Raw genomic sequence first — 19,283 nt, 5'->3', positions numbered from 1 at the left:
ATTATCTGGTGGGCTCCGTGGCGCAGTTCGCGTCTGTAGATTAAGGTGCTAAGCCCGCAGCCATGAAACCATCGTTAGTTTTAAAGATGGGCCAGCAGCTGACCATGACTCCTCAGCTGCAACAGGCCATTCGATTGCTTCAACTTTCGACGCTTGATCTCCAGCAGGAAATTCAGGAAGCCCTGGAATCCAACCCCATGCTCGAGCGGCAAGAAGAAGGCGATGATTTTGATCACAGCGACCCGCTTGCCGATGGCGAGGAGCTATCGAATCCTGGTAGCCAGGAGGTTACGTTCAAGGATACGGCTCCCTCGATAGAGACCTCTGAGTCGGACGAGTCCGAATGGAGTGACCGTATCCCCAATGAGCTTCCCGTCGATACCGCCTGGGAAGATATCTATCAGACAAGCGCGAGCAGCCTTCCGAGCTCTGACGACGATGAATGGGATTTCACATCCAGAACATCGACAGGTGAAAGTCTGCAGAGCCATCTTCTCTGGCAACTGAATCTGGCCCCGATGTCGGACGTGGATCGCATGGTCGCCATGTCGATCATCGACGGCATCAATAATGATGGCTACCTCGAAGAATCACTCGAAGACATACACGCCTCGCTAGATCCTGAGCTTGAGGTAGAGATTGATGAAGTCGAAGTAGTTTTACGCCGTGTTCAACAGTTCGAACCGGCAGGCGTAGGCGCACGTAATCTCAAGGAATGCCTGCTGCTGCAACTCAATCAGCTTCCAGGCAAAACACCACGGCTGGCGGAAGCCAAGCGCTTGGTCACAGATTATCTGGACGTCCTAGGCAGCCGTGATTACAGCCAGCTCATGCGCCGCATGAAGATCAAGGAAGATGAGTTACGCGACGTAATCGAGCTGATTCAAAGCCTGCACCCCCGACCAGGCTCCCAGATCGAATCAGGTGAAGCCGAGTACGTGGTTCCTGATGTCATCGTGCGCAAACACAATGACCGTTGGCTGGTTGAGCTGAACCAGGAGGCGGTGCCGCGGCTACGCGTAAACTCACAATATGCCGGTTTCGTGAAACGTGCCGACAGCAGTGCAGATAACACTTTCATGCGTAACCAGTTGCAGGAAGCTCGCTGGTTCATCAAGAGTCTGCAGAGCCGTAACGAGACCCTGATGAAGGTTGCGACGCAAATCGTCGAGCATCAGCGTGGCTTTCTAGAGTATGGCGAAGAAGCCATGAAACCACTCGTACTTCACGATATTGCCGAGGCGGTTGGCATGCACGAGTCCACAATTTCTCGTGTGACCACCCAAAAGTATATGCACACGCCTCGTGGCATATACGAATTGAAATACTTCTTCTCCAGTCACGTAAGCACGGCTGAGGGCGGTGAATGCTCGTCGACCGCCATTCGCGCCATCATCAAAAAACTTGTTGCCGCCGAAAATGCAAAAAAGCCATTGAGCGACAGCAAGATCGCTGGTTTACTGGAGTCACAAGGCATACAGGTCGCGCGTCGGACTGTAGCCAAATACCGTGAGTCGCTGGGCATTGCTCCATCGAGTGAACGGAAAAGGCTGGTCTAGACTTAGGCGGCTCGCCACGAGCGGACTGCGAGCGCGGGGAAAAGAGGCGCTTATCGCTCAACAGTGTTTCTTCGGCAGGCCTAATGCCTGCCTGTTACACCACGGCAATAAGGAGAACGCGGTATGCAAGTCAACATCAGTGGGCATCAACTGGATGTTACCGACTCCCTTCGCAGCTACGTTGGAGAAAAGCTCGCCCGACTTGAACGCCACTTCGATCGCATTACCAGTGCTCAGGTAATCATGCAGGTCGATAAACTGAAACAGAAAGTTGAAGCCACCTTGCATGTTGCAGGTGCGTCTGTCGTTGCAAATGCCGAACATGAAGACATGTACGCTGCCATCGACCTTCTCACCGATAAACTCGACCGCCAGTTGATCAAACACAAAGAGAAACAGCTCGAGAGGCAGCAAGGGTTGGGCGTCCGTTGAGACTTAACATCACCCTATGATTCGATTAGAAACCATTCTGACCCCTGGCCGCTCACACGTGAGCGTGCCAGGGGTCAGTAAAGAAAGCGTGCTTCAGCAGATCTCTGAAATTGCTGCGACTGACTTGCCAGGGCAAGACGCTCACTCAATTTTCGAAAGCCTCATGGCCCGAGAAAAGTTAGGGTCGACCGGTTTCGGCAATGGAATAGCTATTCCTCACTGCCGCCTGAGTGGCTCCAAGGAGCCTATTAGTGTGCTGTGCCACCTGCAAACACCGGTAGACTTCGACTCACTCGACGGAGCGCCAGTAGACCTTATTTTCGTCCTGCTCGTACCCGAAGCCGCTACCGAGCAGCATCTGGAGTTGTTGCGCCAGATTGCAGCCATGCTGGATAAGGCTGAAATCCGCGACCGACTGCGCCATGCAACTACTAGCAATGGGCTCTATCAAATAGTTATCGACGCCCAAAGCGGTCATTAACATGCATCTGATTATCGTCAGTGGACGCTCCGGATCTGGCAAAAGCACAGCACTAGATGTGCTGGAAGACAACGGCTTTTATTGCATCGATAATCTACCTGCCGGTCTTTTACCGGACCTGTCCGAGCGCGCCCTGACTGAATCCGAAGGGGCTCAGTCTCAGATAGCCCTGTCTATCGACGCCCGCAACCTGCCTAGCCAGCTACAACGCTTTCCCGAGCTGCTTGAGCAAGTCAGATCACGCCATATCCGTTGCGATGTGCTGTATCTGGATGCAGATGATCAGACACTGCTCAAACGGTTCTCGGAAACCCGCCGTCGTCATCCGCTTACGAGCGAGTATCGTTCGCTGGCTGAAGCCATCGAGGATGAGCGTCAGCTGCTGATGCCTATTGCCGATCTGGCTGACCTGAAGATCGACACCACTCATCTGAATCTCTATCAGCTCAAGGACATGATCAAGCTACGCTTGCTCAATGCACCCGAGCCTGGCACTGCGTTTCTAATCGAGTCGTTCGGTTTCAAACGGGGCCTCCCGGTTGACGCAGATATGGTTTTCGATATCCGCTTCCTGCCCAATCCCTATTGGAAAGCAGAGCTCAGGGAGCTTTCAGGTCTAGATCAACCCGTGATCGAGTATCTGGAGGAGCAAACCGAGGTCGAAGAGCTCTACCAAGACATCTATAATTACCTGTCTAAATGGCTGCCCAATTTCGCCGCTAACAATCGCTCTTATGTAACGATTGCGATTGGCTGTACGGGAGGCCACCACCGCTCGGTTTACATTGCCCAGCGACTGGGAACAGCTCTCAAATCAAAACTGAAAAAAGTCCAGATTCGCCACCGCGACCTACCTGGACAATAGCGATTAAGGACACTCAACGTAATGCCCGCCCAAGAAATCACCATCATCAATAAGCTAGGGCTGCATGCACGCGCAGCGGCCAAGTTCGTCGGTGTGGCTGGGCGCTTTCCTTGCGAAGTCAGAGTCGGTAGAAGCCCTGAAAGCACAATCGATGGGAAAAGCATCATGTCTGTCATGATGCTGGCTGCCGGCAAAGGCACGATGCTTCACTTGGCAACGGAAGGCGAACAGAGCGAAGAAGCCTTGCAGGCATTGATTGAATTGATCAACAACCGGTTCGACGAAGGCGAATGATCGCCCACGCTCCCCTACCCTAACGCGGTATCCATTACCATCATCAGACAAAAACCAATGCCGAGCCCGACGGTGGCAGCACTGCGGTGACCCTTTTTAAGGTGCGCCTCAGGAATGACTTCGTGGGTTACGGCAAACAGCATGGCACCTGCTGCCAGCGACAGCCCCCAGGGCAGCATCATCTGACTGAAATTGACCAGCCAGGCGCTAATGACTGCGAAAAGCGGCTCAACCAGCCCTGAGGCTGCGCCAATGCCCACCGCTTTATATCGGTTTACGCCCGCTCCAGCCAACACCAGCGCAATCACCATCCCTTCCGGAAAGTCCTGCAGGGCGATCCCAAGCGCCAGGCTCTCTGCCCCGTCAACAGCACCACCTGCGGCTACACCGACAGCCATCCCTTCGGGAATGTTATGAAGAATAATGGCTGCAACGAACAGTAGGATTCGCGGCTCTACGGCGGAAATAGAATCACGCTGCTCTAACTCCTGCTCCGGCATGACACGTTCCAACCCTAGCATGCCAAGAACGCCTAGCATGATTCCACAGCTGACTACCGCTCCACTGCCCCACTTGGAATACCCTAGCGAGCCCCCTGCATCCAATGCAGGCAATAAAAGAGAAAAGGCAGTAGCCGCAAGCATGACGCCTGCACCAAAGCCCAACATGATATTGGACAGACGCTCAGAAATACGAGAAACGGCAAGTACGGGGAGCGCACCGAGCGCAGTGCCTAGCGCACAGAGCATGCCGTCTTTCACTGCGCTTTGCATGGAAGGTCTTTGAAATAGCGCCTGTAAGGCTTCGAACTGAAGAAGAGTGCCCCCAATAAACAGCAAGACGATACACAACGCCAATCCGAGATAACTTGATAAAAACGTCTGTATCGAACGCATAGGCCTACTGAGGCGAAAAAAAGATCAGAGGACGCGGTGCAAGAACCTCTTACACCGCGAAGATCACGACGCTTGTACCCCGTTAGGCCATTGCTGCCTGATAGCGACGAGCAACTTCAGACCAATTGACTACATTGTAAAAGGCACCAATGTATTCCGGACGACGGTTCTGATAACGCAGGTAGTATGCGTGCTCCCATACGTCCAGGCCCAGAATAGGCGTATTGCCATTCATGATGGGGCTGTCCTGGTTAAGTGTACTTTCAACAACCAGTTTCTTTTCAGGCGTCACGCTCAACCATGCCCAGCCACTGCCAAAGCGAGACACCGCAGCCTTGGTAAAGGCTTCTTTGAATGCGTCCATACCGCCCAGCTGGGAATCGATAGCCTGAGCCAATTCACCTTCCGGGTTACCACCGCCTTGCGGAGTCATAACGGTCCAGAACAGAGAGTGGTTGGCATGTCCGCCGCCGTTGTTTACTACCACACCACGCTTATCTTGAGGCAGCTTGTCCAGTTGAGTCAGCAGTTCTTCTACCGGCAAGGACTCAAGGCCAGTCCCCTCGAGCGCAGCATTCAGATTATTGATGTAGGTCTGATGATGCTTGGTATGGTGAATTTCCATTGTCTGCGCATCGATGTGAGGCTCCAGTGCATCGTAGGCATAGGGTAAAGCTGGAAGCGTATGAGGCATGATGTCGTCTCCTGATGTGAGGATAACTATCGTCTGCCTAAGGGCAGACCCGTGTTGCTCGAACGTTCACGTGTTTACTGCTGAGTGAAGCGCGCCAAGGAGGCTTGACGCTGGAAGTTATTAGCTATGGGTTAACTGGACAGAATTAAAGACCTGTCACCCCATAAAACCAGACCTCATAAGAAATGAGATTATTTATCAATAACATATCTAACAGATTCGACAAACGAAAGCGACGTTTTACGCCTGCCTACAGTAGTTTGATTGGCAGGCGCAAAAGTTTGAATCAACGTCCGGCCAGAGTCATGGACTCAATCAGCACCGATCCGGTTCGAATACCACCGCGACGATCTACATCCGAACCGATCGCAACGATGTTGCGAAACATATCCTGAAGACGCCCTGCAATAGTGACTTCCTGCACCGGAAACTGTATTTCGCCGTTTTCGACCCAATAACCGGCAGCGCCCCGTGAGTAGTCGCCTGTTACCAGATTGACCCCCTGCCCCATGAGTTCGGTTACGAGAAGTCCTTTGCCCATGCGACGGATCAAGGCCGCCTGGTCATCACTGCCGTGACTGACAAACAGGTTATGCACGCCTCCGGCATTGGCTGTACTTTGCATCCCCAGTTTGCGGGCGGAATAGGTGCCCAGCAAATAGGAAACCAACTCACCCTTATCGATAAAGGGCTTGGCATAGGTCGCCAGTCCTTCATTGTCGAACGATGCACTACCCAATGCCCTAGGAATTAGTGGACGCTCATCGACAGATAACCACTCGGGGAAGAGTTGCTGCCCCATTGCGCCTTCCAGGAAGGTCGTCTTCCGATAGAGGTTGCTGCCAGAAATGGCGGCCAGAAAATTACTGAACAATCCCGAGGCCAGTTCAGGCGCAAACAGCACAGGAACCTGGGCTGTTGGAACCGGACGAGCTCCCAAGCGACTCACCGCCCGTTCTGCTGCGCGCTGACCAATATAGACAGGGTCCATCAGCTCTTCAGCCACACGATTGACGTCGTAAAAGTAATCGCGCTGCATATGGCCATTACTTTCCGCAATCATGACGCAGCTCAGGCTGTGTCGACTGCTGGCATACCCACCGATAAAGCCATGGCTGTTGCCATAGATACGGCAACCCTGATGAGTGTTGAGGCTTGTTCCATCAGCATTGGTGATTTTGGGATTGGCTGCAAAGGCTGCTGACTCGCAAATAAGCGCTTTCTCGATCGCCTCGTCAGGCGTAATGCTCCAGGGATGGAACAGGTCCAGGTCAGGTAGGCTCTTGGCCATTTTTTCCGGATCGGCCAAGCCTGAATATTCGTCTTCGGAAGCGTGCTGGGCAATGGCAAGAGCCGCGGCTACGGTCTCACGGATAGCATTTTCGCCCGTTGCGGACGTACTGGCCGAGCCCTTGCGGTGCCCTACGTACAAGGTAATACCGAAGCCCTCATCACGATTGAACTCAACCGTTTCAACCTCGCCCTTGCGAACGGTTGTAGATAACCCCTGCTCAACAGATACCGAGACCTCACAAGCAGTGGCACCCTGCTGACGCGCCTCCGCCAAAATGCGCTCGACCTGTTCACGCAAGGCAGGTAAGGCAGCCGGGCCGACAACTTCCACGGATTGATTCATGCTTCTCTCCTATACAGCGTTGGCAGCCCGGCGGACCGGACAACCGACCTTCAACTCGTTATGATGGCGACCTTTAGTTATGGACCACCCTCATGTCTGATTTTCTTGACGACGACTCCTTCTCCGGAGAGAAGAGCAAATCGCAGATCAAGCGCGAATTGCATGCCCTGCAGGACCTTGGCGCGCGCCTCGCCGGGATGAGCCCTGACCTGCTTGACCGCCTCCCCTTGACCGAGCCTTTGCGCCGCGCTTTGGCCGAGGCTCCCAAGCACAAAGCCAACGTCGCCCGGAAGCGACATACCCAGTACCTGGGCAAACTGATGCGCGATCAGGATCTTGATGCGATCATGGCCATGATCGAACAAGTCGATTCCTCGACCCGCCAGTACAACGAGCGCTTTCACGCCCTTGAACGCTGGCGGGATCGCCTGCTGGGTGGTAGCGACGAGGTCCTGCAGGCTTTTGTCGAAGACAACCCGGACGCTGACCGCCAGCACCTGCGCCAGTTGATCCGTCACGCCCAACACGAGCAGGCGCATAACAAGCCGCCGTCAGCGGCACGTAAACTGTTCAAGTACATCCGTGAACTGGATGATACCAAGCGGGGCCTGCGTTAATACGCGGCCCTTGCCTGCCTGTCAGGCACCCGTTCCTCCTACCGTGATGGCATCAATTTTCAGAGTTGGCTGGCCTACGCCAACCGGAACTGACTGGCCTTCCTTCCCGCACGTGCCAACACCGTTGTCCAGCGACAGGTCATTGCCGACCATCGATACCTGTGTCATGACTTCCGGACCGTTTCCTATCAGCGTGGCGCCCTTCACCGGCCGGGTCACCTTGCCGTTCTCGATCAGGTAAGCCTCATTGGTCGTAAAGACGAATTTACCGCTGGTGATATCGACCTGACCGCCCCCCAGGCTGGCGCAATACAGGCCATGCTCGACCGAGGCGATGATTTCTGCCGGGTCGCTTTCACCTGCCAACATATAGGTGTTGGTCATGCGAGGCATGGGCAGGTGCGCATAGGATTCACGGCGTCCGTTACCGGTACGTGCCACTCCCATAAGCCGGGCATTGAGTTTGTCCTGCATGTACCCTTTAAGAATGCCATTCTCGATAAGCACGTTGTAGGCGCCTGGCGTGCCTTCGTCATCGACCGATACCGAACCACGGCGATCAGGGAGAGTGCCATCATCGACAATGGTGCATAGCGATGAAGCTACACGCTCGTTCATACGTCCGCTATAAGCCGAACTGCCCTTGCGGTTGAAATCACCTTCCAGGCCATGACCTACAGCTTCGTGCAACAGGACGCCAGACCATCCCGAGCCCAACACAACCGGTAGCGTGCCCGCTGGAGCGGCAACAGCCTCCAGATTTACCAAGGCCTGCCGCACCGCTTCGCGCGCGTAGCTCATGGCACGGTCTTCACGCAGAAAGTAACGATAATCCGTGCGTCCGCCACCGCCGTTGTTGCCACGTTCCCGGCGACCATTCTGCTCGACGACCACGTTGACATTGAAGCGCACCAGAGGGCGTACATCCGCCGCCAGCGTTCCATCGTTGGCGGCGACAAGCACCTGCTCCCAGACACCGGAAAGGCTGACCGTAACCTGTTGGATACGGGGATCCAGAGCCCGCGTGGCTACGTCAATATTTTTGAGCAGCTCGACTTTCTCTGCACGGCTCAAGACATCCAGTGGGTTTTCTTCGGGGTAAAGCCGTACCGGCTCGATGTGGCTGAATACCTGAACCTTGCCGTTATCCCCACTGCGTGAGATGGAACGTGCAGCCTGGGCAGCCTGGCTCAAGGCATCCAGTGTGATGGCGTTACTATAGGCAAACCCGGTCTTTTCACCTGATTGAGCACGGACACCAACGCCTTGGTCCATATGAAAGCCGCCTTCCTTGACGATGCCGTCCTCAAGCAGCCAAGACTCGGAAATCATGCTTTGGAAATACAGATCGGCGGCGTCGATTCCTGGTCCCGCCAGTTGATGAAGAACCACTGGCAGGCTGTCGATTTCAAGCCCACCTGGATTGAGAAGATGTTGACTGACAGAAGTCAGGTATTGGCTCATGCTTACTCCAATAGCCGAAAGGTCTTATGCAAGGCGTGCACAACACGTTGAAACACACAGATCTTCTTTATTGACCTTAGCGCGTCTTGCGCGTTGTGCTTAATGGAAATGCCCAATCAAGTCGATTGTGGTCATTCGTGGCTTGGCAAGGGCGATGTTGCAAAACCAAAGCGACGATGCTGAGCAATCGGCATCTGTTCGCGTAATGCTTGTTGCTGGACAATATTACGCCGTCCAATCATGACAGCTTCCCCTGTAGGCGACTCTTCAAGGACGCGCCCCCAAGGATCGATAATAGCGGAGTGGCCCCAGGTTTCCCGACCTCGTGGATGCAGACCTCCCTGCGCAGCGGCCAGAATATAACATTGCGTTTCGATAGCTCGGGCACGTATCAAGATATCCCAATGAGCCTTTCCCGTAACAGCCGTGAATGCCGAAGGCGCAGCAATCAACTCGGCACCGGCCTCACGTAGAGAGGTGTACAACTCAGGGAAACGCAAGTCATAGCAAACCGTCAAGCCAAGCCGCCCTACAGGGGTATCCGCCACGACGATATCCTGGCCTTCCGCATAGTGATCACCCTCTCTATAGCTACCCTGCCGATCATCTACACGGGCATTGAAGAGATGCAGCTTGTCATAACGAGCTACTCGCTCCCCTTGATCATTGATCAACAGGCAGCACGCCCTTGGCTTGGCATATGGCTGATCATCTGGAGGAAACGGTAATGTCCCGGCGACAATCCAGAGCCCCAATGCACGAGCAGAACAGCTTAACCAAGGCAGGATGGGCCCTGCTCCTAGCGCCTCCGCCTGGCCGATCATGGCAGGATTGGAGTGACCGATCGCAACGAAATTCTCGGGCAGGACTGCCAGCTGTGCTCCAGCCTTGGCCGCCTGCTCAAGCAGACGGTATGCCGTAGCAAGATTGGCCTCTATGTCGTCTTGGCTTACCATCTGGATTACCGCAAACGTCATAGCCCACCTCGTATTGACTTGTCTATGCTACGCAGAGGATCCGCTTACGCTCAACCGACTTCTTCTGTCATGGCAGAACAGTCGCATTTCTTTGCGCAGGGTTCACTTCTTGCCCAGTGTCATCTGTGGATTTTGCCAGGGCCCGTGGATGTGATAGTTCACACTGGCCATGCGGGTTACCCTGTCACCAATCAAGCGATCCACAATGAACAGGGCTCCACCTATGGCAGGTGCTCCGGCAATCAACGCTGCGATAGGCAATGAGTTGGTCAAGGGCAATCCAACCTGCAAATGGGCGTCAACCTGATCATGGGCCAGGTCCAGCGTACCCTGCATCTGCATATCGGTAGAAGGACCATCCAGAATGATGGGTTTCCGGGTTAGAAAAACACCGTTTTGCGCCTCCAGTAACCCGCTGATCGTGTCGTAACTCAGGCCGCGGCCAAAAATATCGGAAAAGTCCAACCGCAGCCGCCGCCGTATGGCCTCGAAATTGAGCAGGCCAAACACCCGGAGCGCTGATGCAGAGCCTTCAACCTGACGCAACTGTCCGTTACGCAGGCTGGCATCCAGTGTGCCGGACAGACGATTCAGCCCCGCCCAGGCTGGCGATCCAGGCCAGCTGACGTTGGCATCAAGACGAAACTCGCGACTGGTCACACTGGATGCAAACTTCCAGGCCAGCAATACATCGGCAACGTTGTCACCCGAGAGACGACCGCTATACCGTGTACGCGTAGTGCCCGGCAACCCCTCCCAATCCATCGTACCTTCGACCTTCAGCCCCTTCAGATAGAGGTTCAGGTCTGAAAAGCGCACTCCTGCCGTCGTTGGCCGGATCCTGAGTCGCTGTGCGCCAACAGGCTCACCGCCCAGCGAAAGGGTATCAATCGATACGTCCATTGCCGGCAGGCCATGCGGGTCGATATTCGCCAGGGGATCAGGACTTTCGACGGGCTTGGCGCCCCCTGCCGGAGCAGCATGACTGGGAAAGTCCAAATGTTTGAGCGCAAGCGTAATGGGTACCTTGCGGTCTTCCGGCAACCGTACCTGGCCGGCAATGACCGAGCTATCGAGCGTAAGCACCCAGACATTACTTTGTGGTTCCAGCTGAACAGCGAGGTTTTCGACGGTCTGACCGAAACCTTCAAAATGCACTACCTTGAGCTGCCCGCCCGCAAGTATTGAGAGCATGGAGTCGGGCGAGGCAGGCCCACCACCAGAGCGCGTAGCCGGTTCCTTACCAGGCGTAACGTACTTTTCGATAGCGACCTGCCATTCACTCAGCACGAGACGATCCAGGACGCCACGAACACGGATTCCCTGACCGCTCGGGAGATTGGCTGTGCCATTTCCCAGAACAACCTCGCCACGGGCCTCGGTCAAGCGATCCGGCGGTGCGACGATAACGGCATCCGCCAAGCCTTGATATGTCGCCTCATAACGACGCTCGGGCCCATTGAGTGTCATACTGAAAAAACCGTCATGAGCGGTCTGCGGATCCTTGCCAAACGGTGCTGGCAGATCAATAGCTACCCCTTGAAGATTCGAGGCTACTACGATTTCGCTGGCCTCGTTTGCCAGGGTCAGGCTCATGCGATACGGAATATCGCCTGACACTGGCAATGGCCGGCCTCCAACACCCAGCCATTGGGTAAGCTGACTGAGCGCTACCTTGCCCTCAGCCACGAGGCGGGTCTTGGGATCGGTCTGGTTCCCTTCGGCGAACGCCTTGCCGTGGGCCTGACTGCCCAATACCTGCGCCTTGATATCCGGTGCGCTCAAGCCTCGTGTCGTGTCATAGCGAAACGCACCGCGGATATTGGTGACATCGAGCATGGGATTTGCCAGCTGTAACCGGGCCCCATTAGCCACGAAATCCACAATCACCTTGGGCGGTAGCCCATGATCAAAAGGCAAATCCAGGTCAAGCTTACCCTTTAGAGCCCCCTCCCCCCGCCATCCCTTGAATGTCTCGGCTGTCGGTAACGGCGTCTCCTGCAAGATCGTGAGCCCGTCCTTTACACTACTGTCCAAGTCACTTTTCAGATACAGATGGACCGTACTGCCATCATGTCGCAGCGGGATGGTGACATTTGCCTTGCTGACCTGGGTATCCAGGATTCGCCCCTCCGGTACCTGAATGCGAACGGCATCATCTTCAATGACTATATCGCCGCTGGCCTCACGCAACTCTGGCCAACCCGGCTGGTAGGCAAGCAATGCGTCGTGGACGCGAAAGAAAAGACTCATGGTACGTGCACCCGGCGGTGCATCGTGCATCAGGGAACCCTGATACTGGTAAATACCTTCATCGATATGGCCACCCTTGATCGCAGTCTTGAGCCAGTCAGCCAGAGGGCCACTCATCGCAGGTGTCCGGGTAGGCAGATACTTGGCGGTATAGCGCGCATCACCATTGCGCAGCCCAACACGCAGGTCCATGTAGCTTTCAATGCCTGGCTTGCGCGCCAGCCGGATGAACATGTCACCGGCGGCATCACCCTCTTCACCCGAGACGCGCATCAACGGACTCGACAAGGTAAAGCTGTCATCGCTTAAAGACCAATTCAAGCGCGCTTTGGCTGTACGGTACTGCCACGGTTCAGGAAACAGGGTGGCCAGATGCAGCGAGAAGTTGGTGGTATCCAGCCGCAATTCGCCATGCTGCAGTCCGCCAGTTGCACTACCACTGGCATTCTCGACAGCCGGCGCACCGTGATAGGCCGAGAACCCTACCTTTTCCAGGTTGGCTGCAAACGCGAGGCGATCAGCAAGACTTTTCTGGGGTTGGTAGTCCAGCGAGATGTTACGTAGCGCACCATGCGGACTAAGTGCCGATAACGCTGACGCCACATTTTCAGGTAAAGGCGCAAGTGCCTGGACGGCGGCCGTCAATGGTGCCAGATCGAGCCGGTCGGCACGTACCTGCCAGCGATCCGCTGCATCATTGCGCTGAACCGCTAATGTCACACCACTCCAGCGTTTCTCCCCAAGGCTTACCGCAAGATCGGAACCGATGGCTCGCCAGCCGTTTTTCTCGCGGGTAAATGAAAGGTTCAAGGCGAGGTCATCAAGACCAGCGGGCGCACGGGTACCATACGAAGCCACCAGCCGAGCCGCATTGAGCCGCAAGGCTGCGTCTTGAGGCACTCCATGAGCCCAGTCAAGCCAGACCTCTCCTCCTGCATGTAACTCATGCGGCCGCCACTGCCGCGTCAGAGTACGTGGCACCCACTGTGCCCAGTCCGTCTGGGGCAGGCTCAAATAGCTCTTGAATCGGCTGTCCTGCCAATGCGCCGAATCGACCTGCCCCTGGACGTCTAAGGCCAAGGGCTGCCCGTCAGGTAGATTCAAACGCGCATCGAGACGGACATCGCCGTTACGTCTCGTAGACAGCGTTGCCTCGACATAGCGCAGCGTAAACACTTTTCCTTCATGGGATAAAACGCTGAGCTGCCCATTGAGTACTGATAGTCGCCCAAGCGAGGGCAGCCACTTGAGAAGCGGTGCGGGATCAAAAGGCTCTTGCTCATCATCACGCTGGGGCAGTCCTGCGATACGCCAGCGCCCATCCGCTTCTTCCAGCAACTCGAGTCGTACACCGTCGAGGCTGGCATAACTCAGTATGGGCTGCCAGTGCAGGAGGCTCTGGAACATATTCGGCACAACCCTGATTCGCTCCAGATGCAGAGGCTGGCTGCCCTCACCCAGTTCCAGGTCCTGCAGGTCAATGACAGGATTGAGTCCTTGCCAGCTTCCCTTCAAGGCGCCCAGGCGTACAGGCTGCTTCAAGGCACTGCTCAAGCGCACCTCAACGTCGGCTCTATACTCGGCAACGCCCGGCATGAGTTGGCGCCCTACGCTGACATAAAGCGCCAGCAAGATCAGGATCAGAGCACACAGACCGAAACCAAGGCGCAGGAGTGTTCCGATGAAGCGGCCCAACCCTGCCATCAGCCTAAGCTCAGCGGCTTACAGCAGTACAACATCATATTGCTCCTGGGAGTACATAGGTTCGACCTGAAACTTGATCGTTCGACCGATAAAAGCTTCCAGGTCCGCTACATTGCCTGACTCCTCATCAAGAAGACGGTCTACCACCTTCTGATTGGCCAACACGAGATAGGAGTTTGCCTGGTAAGCGCGTGCTTCGCGCAGAATTTCACGGAAGATTTCGTAGCAGATAGTTTCAGCCGTCCGCAGCATGCTACGTCCCTGGCACGCCGGACAAGGCTCACACAGGACCTGCGACAGGCTTTCACGTGTGCGCTTGCGCGTCATCTGGACGAGACCAAGCTCAGTAATGCCAATGATGTTGGTTTTGGCGTGATCGCGCTCCAGCTGCTTCTCCAGATTGCGAAGCACTTGGCGCTGATGTTCTTCATCTTCCATGTCGATGAAATCGATAATGATGATGCCGCCCAGGTTTCGCAGCCGTAACTGCCGGGCAATTGCCGTAGCTGCCTCAAGATTGGTCTTGAAGATTGTCTCTTCCAGGTTACGGTGCCCTACGAATGCACCTGTATTCACGTCTATCGTAGTCATGGCCTCGGTCTGATCGATGATCAGATACCCGCCCGATTTGAGCATGACCTTTCGCTCAAGCGCCTTCTGGATTTCATCCTCGACGCCATACAAGTCGAAAATCGGACGCTCGCCAGGATAATGCTCTAGGCGATCAGATACTTCAGGCATCAGCTCGGACACGAACTGGCCAATTCGCTGGAAGTTTTCCCGAGAGTCCACACGAATCTTTTCACTGCGCGGACTGACCAGATCCCGCAAGGTACGCAATGGAAGGTCAAGGTCTTCATAGATGGTCGTAGGCGCAGGAACCTTATTCATCTGAGAATGAATCTGAGCCCACAGCCGCCGCAAGTAGCGGATATCCGCCTTGATTTCATCTTCACGCGCGCCCTCCGCCGCCGTACGAAGAATAAAGCCACCGGCTTCCTCGATACACTCGTTGGCGATGCACTTTTCAACGATGTTCTTGAGCCGTTCACGCTCGGCTTCATCCTCGATTTTCAGCGAGATGCCCACATGATTGGTCTTGGGCATGTACACCAGATAGCGTGAGGGAATTGAAAGGTGCGTTGTCAGGCGCGCCCCCTTGGTTCCGATCGGATCCTTCGTGACCTGAACGACCAGACTTTGCCCCTCATGAACCAGGGCACTGATGCTTTCGACAGCACTGCCCTCGCGGGTAGAAATCTCGGCAGCATGAATAAAGGCGGCCCTGGCCAGCCCAATATCCACAAAGGCCGCCTGCATCCCAGGCAGGACTCTGACAACCTTGCCTTGATACAGATTGCCTACAATGCCCCGGCGCATCGTGCGTTCGATATGAACCTCTTGCAGAACGCCGTTTTCAACAACCGCCACCCGAGACTCCATCGGGGTGATGTTGATCAAGATTTCTTCGCTCATAGACTTATCCATTATTCGAGGTGTCTTGCAGCTTATCGGTATCGGCGCTATCTAGGGTATTAACCTTTTCAACGAGGTACATTGGGCTGCCAGCATGGTATGCCAAACGTTGATAAAAGCTCCGCTGTTTCACAAAGGGGGAGTCCGACGATGCTGCTATAGCTTCCCGCTATATGTTGAACAAAGACAGCGCCCAGCCCCTGGATTCCGTAGCCGCCTGCCTTGTCGGCCGGCTCACTGCTTGCCCAATAGGCTTGACGCTCGGCTTCACTGATAGGCCTGAACGTTACTTCGCTCGACACGACACGCGCCAGGCACAGGTCTTTACTGGCTACGGCAACTGCGGTTAGAACGGTATGCGTTTTGCCGCTCAGACGAACCAACATAGCCATGCCATGCTCGCGGCTTTCCGGCTTGCCCAGAATGTGCCCATCCAACACGACGCTAGTGTCGGCTCCCAGGACGCAATCAACCGTGTCACCAGACAAAAGTGCCAGACCTGCCTGTGCCTTGCTTCTGGCAAGACGTTCGACATAGGCATCTGCTGTCTCGCCAGGCAGCACGGCCTCATTAATTTCGGCCGAAAGACGTTCGAACGGCACACCGATTTGCTCAAGCAACTCACGACGGCGTGGAGATCCGGAAGCAAGATACAGACGTGGCATAGAAGGCTCCTTGAAACGCTCACGTCAGCAGATCAGCCGCCGACGCCACGTCAACTTACATTGAAACGCGTTCGCAAATCACGTAGCACCAGATATACCCAAGGCCAGAGCAAGGCGCTGACCAGGGAGGGTGCAAGAAATACCAGGGTGGGTGGACGATTACCCGTCAACGTATTCAGCCAGAGCTGAACCAGCTGCGAGATGCCATAGACGACCAGCAGCACAAAGCCCTGCTGCCAAATGGGAAAGACGCGAAGCCGCTGTTGTAATGATTGCACCAGAAAAACTACCAGGCTCAGAATCAGGGCATTCTGGCCAAGCAGATTTCCGTACAGCACATCCTCTGCCAATCCGAAAACCCAGGCCGTACTCAGGCCTACCCGGTGAGGCAGCGCCAACGTCCAGAACGTCAAGAACATGGACAGCCATAAGGGCCGCCCGATTTCCATGAAGTCCGGCATTGGCGCAACCGAAAGCAACAGCCCCACCAACAATGTCAGCCAGATAACCCAGCCGTTATGGCCGATCCGAAAGGCCATTAACGGGCCTCCTGGGCGCGTTGTGTCGAGGCGGCCGGGGCTTGGCTGGACTGCGGCTTGGCGGCAGGCTTCGCGGGTTGAGTCTGGGGCTTGGCCGACTGAGCAGCCGGAGCCGCCGCGTTGGTCGCCGGTGTCTTGTTATTACCACTGGCTGGCTGAGCGGGATTATTAACCTGGGCGGGCGAGGTTGCCGCTGGCGTTGTTCCCTGCTGCTCCTGGGACACTTTGCGATCCGCTTCTTCCTGGGCCCGGGCAGCATCGTAGGCCCGTTCCTCAGGTGTACGTGGATCACTGAAGACCAATAGCACATAGCGACTGCGGTTCAGCTTGGCAGTGGGTACAGCTCGCACAATGGCAAACGGTTGCCCTGAGTCATGCACTACTTCGGTCACGGTTGCGACCGGGTACCCCGCAGGAAACCGCTGCCCCAAACCAGAGCTGACCAGTAGATCGCCTTCCTTGATATCGGCGGTATCGGCCACATGGCGCAGTTCAAGACGCTCAGGGTTACCAGTTCCCATGGCGATAGCACGCAAACCATTGCGGTTGACCTGAACAGGAATGCTATGGGTGACGTCCGTCAACAGCAGGACACGGGCGGCATAGGGCATGACTTCGACCACTTGCCCCATCAACCCACTGGCGTCTAACACCGGCTGGCCGATAAAGACCCCATCCTTCGCGCCTTTGTCGATCAGGATACGGTGAGTAAATGGATTCGGATCGACGCCAATCAGCTCGCTGACCAGCACTTTGTCGTCTACCAGGGCGGCAGAGTTGAGCAATTCTCTAAGTCGTACGTTTTGCTCGGTCAAAGCCGCCAGCTTTTGCAGGCGACGCTGCATAAGCAGTGCCTCAGCCTTGAGGCGCTCGTTTTCAGCCATGATTTCAGTACGGCTGGAAAACTGATCGCGCACGGCTTGCCAGGCACGAACCGGGAGATCGGCTGCCCAATAGAAGGGTGTAAGCACCAGGCCCATTTCGCTGCGCACCGGCTTCAGATAATCGAAGCGGGCATCTACCACCATCAGGCTGACAGACAGAACAGCCAGAGCCAGCAGACGGACGCCAAGCGAAGGACCCTTGGAAAATATACGCTTGATGGTCTCGTCCTCGAAGCGTCAATCATGACAACATCAAGGCCCGCCATGCAGGCCCTGATATTCATGCATGCGACTTATTCGGTGGAAAGAAGATCCATAGCGTGACGGTCCATCATCTCCAACGCCTTGCCGCCACCGCGGGCAACACACGTCAGAGGATCTTCCGCCACGATCACCGGCAGGCCGGTTTCCTGCGCCAGGAGCTTGTCTAGATCACGTAGCAGAGCACCACCACCGGTCAGGACCAGACCGCGCTCGGCAATATCCGAAGCCAACTCCGGCGGGGACTGCTCCAGACAGCTCTTGACCGCCTGGACGATGGTTGCCAGCGATTCCTGCAGGGCTTCCAGCACTTCGTTGGAGTTCAACGTAAAGCTGCGCGGTACGCCTTCAGCCAGATTGCGGCCGCGGACGTCGATTTCACGCAGGTCACCGCCCGGGTAGGCCGTACCGATTTCCTGCTTGATGCGCTCGGCAGTAGATTCACCGATCAGGCTGCCGTAGTTGCGGCGGACATAGGTCACGATCGCTTCATCGAAGCGGTCACCGCCTACGCGTACGGACTCGGCATAGACAACACCGTTCAGGGAGATCAAGGCGATCTCGCTGGTGCCGCCACCGATGTCCACTACCATCGAACCACGCGCTTCCTCAACCGGAAGACCTGCGCCAATGGCAGCTGCCATCGGCTCTTCGATCAGGAAGACTTCACGGGCGCCAGCGCCCAGAGCCGATTCACGAATGGCACGGCGCTCGACCTGGGTGGACTTGCACGGTACGCAGATAAGTACACGGGGACTTGGCTGGAGAAAGCTGTTCTCGTGAACTTTGTTGATGAAGTACTGCAACATTTTTTCACAAACGCTGAAGTCTGCAATCACACCATCCTTCATCGGTCGGATCGCAGAAATATTGCCAGGCGTACGACCCAGCATGCGTTTGGCGTCGGTACCGACGGCAACTACACTCTTCTGATTGCCATGCGTACGAATGGCAACAACGGATGGCTCGTCAAGGACAATACCGCGATCCCGGACATAAATGAGGGTATTGGCTGTACCCAGGTCGATCGACAGATCGCTGGAAAACATGCCACGCAACTTTTTGAACATGAAGTGACCCTAGGCGGTGGCGTCAGGCACGCAGATGAAACGCGTGGGAAAAATTGCGGCAGACTCTAACAACGGCAGGGATTTTGAGCAAGGCGGTGATGTGCTAGATTGCTCGTTTCTGCGGCCCTCTTAGGCCTTTCTTAACGCGGTGCTTGACCGCCTACCGTGCAAATCTCTCGATTTATGACTTTCGCCATGGTCAAGCCCCGATATTGCTGGAGAATCCGATGGCGCTCGAACGCTCCGACGTCGAAAAGATCGCTCACCTGGCCAGACTAGGCCTTAACGATGCCGATATTGAACGGACCACCGGGACGTTGAATGACATCCTCGGCCTGATTGATCGCATGCAGGCCGTCAATACCGATAACGTCGAACCTCTGGCGCACCCGCTGGAGGCCGTACAGCGCCTGCGACCCGACGAAGTCACCGAAACCAATCAGCGTGACGCCTACCAGACTATCGCCCCAGCGGTCGAAAACGGCCTGTTCCTGGTACCCAAGGTGATTGAGTAAT

The 19,283-nt window shown here is 55.6% G+C and carries 18 protein-coding genes; 7 read left to right on the top strand and 11 right to left on the bottom strand.

Annotated features, from left to right (window positions below; genetic code table 11):
- Positions 1-62 precede the first annotated feature (62 nt).
- The 5 genes from JQR90_RS04790 to JQR90_RS04770 all read left to right on the top strand — a co-directional run bounded on the left by JQR90_RS04790 (position 63) and on the right by JQR90_RS04770 (position 3,631).
- Positions 63-1,559, top strand: coding sequence for an RNA polymerase factor sigma-54 (locus JQR90_RS04790; protein ID WP_074827893.1), 1,497 nt, complete (start codon positions 63-65; stop codon positions 1,557-1,559).
- Between the two features lie 123 nt (positions 1,560-1,682).
- Entirely contained in the window at positions 1,683-1,991 is a 309-nt protein-coding gene (hpf, locus tag JQR90_RS04785) for a ribosome hibernation-promoting factor, HPF/YfiA family (protein ID WP_010797283.1), read from the top strand.
- A 16-nt stretch (positions 1,992-2,007) separates the two neighbouring features.
- Positions 2,008-2,472 (top strand): PTS IIA-like nitrogen regulatory protein PtsN, encoded by a 465-nt coding sequence (gene ptsN, locus JQR90_RS04780; RefSeq protein WP_010797282.1) that lies wholly within the window; start codon positions 2,008-2,010, stop codon positions 2,470-2,472.
- A gap of 1 nt (position 2,473) precedes the next feature.
- Entirely contained in the window at positions 2,474-3,337 is an 864-nt protein-coding gene (gene rapZ, locus JQR90_RS04775; protein WP_010797281.1) for an RNase adapter RapZ, read from the top strand.
- 21 nt (positions 3,338-3,358) lie between these two features.
- Positions 3,359-3,631 carry an HPr family phosphocarrier protein gene (locus JQR90_RS04770; RefSeq protein WP_010797280.1) on the top strand — a complete coding sequence of 91 codons (273 nt, stop codon included), beginning with the start codon at positions 3,359-3,361 and terminating at the stop codon, positions 3,629-3,631.
- A 14-nt stretch (positions 3,632-3,645) separates the two neighbouring features.
- Here the strand turns inward: JQR90_RS04770 and JQR90_RS04765 are convergent, their stop codons facing one another.
- From JQR90_RS04765 to pmbA, 3 genes are all read right to left on the bottom strand, one after another.
- Complete coding sequence (locus JQR90_RS04765; protein WP_010797279.1) at positions 3,646-4,527, bottom strand: ZIP family metal transporter; 882 nt, start codon at positions 4,525-4,527, stop codon at positions 3,646-3,648.
- An 82-nt stretch (positions 4,528-4,609) separates the two neighbouring features.
- On the bottom strand, positions 4,610-5,221 hold the full coding sequence (locus tag JQR90_RS04760) for a superoxide dismutase (RefSeq protein WP_010797278.1): 612 nt from the start codon (positions 5,219-5,221) through the stop codon (positions 4,610-4,612).
- Between the two features lie 286 nt (positions 5,222-5,507).
- Positions 5,508-6,857, bottom strand: a complete 1,350-nt coding sequence (gene pmbA, locus JQR90_RS04755; protein ID WP_010797277.1) for a metalloprotease PmbA — start codon at positions 6,855-6,857, stop codon at positions 5,508-5,510.
- Positions 6,858-6,949: 92 nt separating this feature from the next.
- Here pmbA and yjgA point away from each other — a divergent pair, with 92 nt between their 5' ends.
- Positions 6,950-7,474: a ribosome biogenesis factor YjgA gene (gene yjgA, locus JQR90_RS04750; RefSeq protein WP_434140561.1), complete on the top strand. Its 525-nt coding sequence runs from the start codon at positions 6,950-6,952 to the stop codon at positions 7,472-7,474.
- Positions 7,475-7,495: 21 nt separating this feature from the next.
- On the opposite strand, the gene tldD is transcribed toward yjgA, so the two are convergent.
- From tldD to mreB, 8 genes are all read right to left on the bottom strand, one after another.
- Positions 7,496-8,938: a metalloprotease TldD gene (gene tldD / locus JQR90_RS04745; RefSeq protein ID WP_010797275.1), complete on the bottom strand. Its 1,443-nt coding sequence runs from the start codon at positions 8,936-8,938 to the stop codon at positions 7,496-7,498.
- A gap of 131 nt (positions 8,939-9,069) precedes the next feature.
- Positions 9,070-9,915: a carbon-nitrogen hydrolase family protein gene (locus JQR90_RS04740; RefSeq protein ID WP_010797274.1), complete on the bottom strand. Its 846-nt coding sequence runs from the start codon at positions 9,913-9,915 to the stop codon at positions 9,070-9,072.
- 102 nt (positions 9,916-10,017) lie between these two features.
- Complete coding sequence (locus JQR90_RS04735; protein WP_434140559.1) at positions 10,018-13,872, bottom strand: YhdP family protein; 3,855 nt, start codon at positions 13,870-13,872, stop codon at positions 10,018-10,020.
- Positions 13,873-13,890: 18 nt separating this feature from the next.
- A complete protein-coding gene (rng, locus tag JQR90_RS04730) occupies positions 13,891-15,348 on the bottom strand; it encodes a ribonuclease G (RefSeq protein ID WP_010797272.1) in 1,458 nt (485 codons plus the stop codon).
- A gap of 68 nt (positions 15,349-15,416) precedes the next feature.
- Positions 15,417-16,013 carry a Maf family protein gene (locus JQR90_RS04725; protein WP_010797271.1) on the bottom strand — a complete coding sequence of 199 codons (597 nt, stop codon included), beginning with the start codon at positions 16,011-16,013 and terminating at the stop codon, positions 15,417-15,419.
- A gap of 50 nt (positions 16,014-16,063) precedes the next feature.
- Positions 16,064-16,552, bottom strand: coding sequence for a rod shape-determining protein MreD (mreD, locus tag JQR90_RS04720; protein WP_010797270.1), 489 nt, complete (start codon positions 16,550-16,552; stop codon positions 16,064-16,066).
- The gene (gene mreC / locus JQR90_RS04715) at positions 16,552-17,610 is read right to left on the bottom strand and encodes a rod shape-determining protein MreC (protein ID WP_230382042.1); all 1,059 of its coding nucleotides are present in this window, start codon (positions 17,608-17,610) and stop codon (positions 16,552-16,554) included. The genes mreD and mreC overlap by 1 nt, the downstream gene beginning before the upstream one ends.
- A 119-nt stretch (positions 17,611-17,729) precedes the next feature.
- On the bottom strand, positions 17,730-18,767 hold the full coding sequence (gene mreB, locus JQR90_RS04710) for a rod shape-determining protein MreB (protein ID WP_010797268.1): 1,038 nt from the start codon (positions 18,765-18,767) through the stop codon (positions 17,730-17,732).
- Positions 18,768-18,994: 227 nt separating this feature from the next.
- Between mreB and gatC the strand changes: the two genes are divergently transcribed.
- The gene (gatC, locus tag JQR90_RS04705) at positions 18,995-19,282 is read left to right on the top strand and encodes an Asp-tRNA(Asn)/Glu-tRNA(Gln) amidotransferase subunit GatC (RefSeq protein WP_010797267.1); all 288 of its coding nucleotides are present in this window, start codon (positions 18,995-18,997) and stop codon (positions 19,280-19,282) included.
- The last annotated feature ends 1 nt before the right edge of the window (position 19,283 follow it).

This window comes from Pseudomonas sp. JZ114, from assembly GCF_051027705.1.
Classification (GTDB): Bacteria; Pseudomonadota; Gammaproteobacteria; order Pseudomonadales; family Pseudomonadaceae; genus Chryseomonas; species Chryseomonas luteola.
Note: the sequence above shows the minus strand (reverse complement) of the source record. Positions and strands in the feature narration are given on the sequence as shown.

What these genes read in the sequence shown, in the direction of transcription:
- JQR90_RS04790 (WP_074827893.1), top strand. Translation starts at nt 63, where the DNA reads ATGAAACCATCGTTAGTTTTAAAGATGGGCCAGCAGCTGACCATGACT.
- hpf (WP_010797283.1), top strand. Translation starts at nt 1,683, where the DNA reads ATGCAAGTCAACATCAGTGGGCATCAACTGGATGTTACCGACTCCCTT.
- ptsN (WP_010797282.1), top strand. Translation starts at nt 2,008, where the DNA reads ATGATTCGATTAGAAACCATTCTGACCCCTGGCCGCTCACACGTGAGC.
- rapZ (WP_010797281.1), top strand. Translation starts at nt 2,474, where the DNA reads ATGCATCTGATTATCGTCAGTGGACGCTCCGGATCTGGCAAAAGCACA.
- JQR90_RS04770 (WP_010797280.1), top strand. Translation starts at nt 3,359, where the DNA reads ATGCCCGCCCAAGAAATCACCATCATCAATAAGCTAGGGCTGCATGCA.
- JQR90_RS04765 (WP_010797279.1), bottom strand. Translation starts at nt 4,527, where the DNA reads ATGCGTTCGATACAGACGTTTTTATCAAGTTATCTCGGATTGGCGTTG.
- JQR90_RS04760 (WP_010797278.1), bottom strand. Translation starts at nt 5,221, where the DNA reads ATGCCTCATACGCTTCCAGCTTTACCCTATGCCTACGATGCACTGGAG.
- pmbA (WP_010797277.1), bottom strand. Translation starts at nt 6,857, where the DNA reads ATGAATCAATCCGTGGAAGTTGTCGGCCCGGCTGCCTTACCTGCCTTG.
- yjgA (WP_434140561.1), top strand. Translation starts at nt 6,950, where the DNA reads ATGTCTGATTTTCTTGACGACGACTCCTTCTCCGGAGAGAAGAGCAAA.
- tldD (WP_010797275.1), bottom strand. Translation starts at nt 8,938, where the DNA reads ATGAGCCAATACCTGACTTCTGTCAGTCAACATCTTCTCAATCCAGGT.
- JQR90_RS04740 (WP_010797274.1), bottom strand. Translation starts at nt 9,915, where the DNA reads ATGACGTTTGCGGTAATCCAGATGGTAAGCCAAGACGACATAGAGGCC.
- JQR90_RS04735 (WP_434140559.1), bottom strand. Translation starts at nt 13,872, where the DNA reads ATGGCAGGGTTGGGCCGCTTCATCGGAACACTCCTGCGCCTTGGTTTC.
- rng (WP_010797272.1), bottom strand. Translation starts at nt 15,348, where the DNA reads ATGAGCGAAGAAATCTTGATCAACATCACCCCGATGGAGTCTCGGGTG.
- JQR90_RS04725 (WP_010797271.1), bottom strand. Translation starts at nt 16,013, where the DNA reads ATGCCACGTCTGTATCTTGCTTCCGGATCTCCACGCCGTCGTGAGTTG.
- mreD (WP_010797270.1), bottom strand. Translation starts at nt 16,552, where the DNA reads ATGGCCTTTCGGATCGGCCATAACGGCTGGGTTATCTGGCTGACATTG.
- mreB (WP_010797268.1), bottom strand. Translation starts at nt 18,767, where the DNA reads ATGTTCAAAAAGTTGCGTGGCATGTTTTCCAGCGATCTGTCGATCGAC.
- gatC (WP_010797267.1), top strand. Translation starts at nt 18,995, where the DNA reads ATGGCGCTCGAACGCTCCGACGTCGAAAAGATCGCTCACCTGGCCAGA.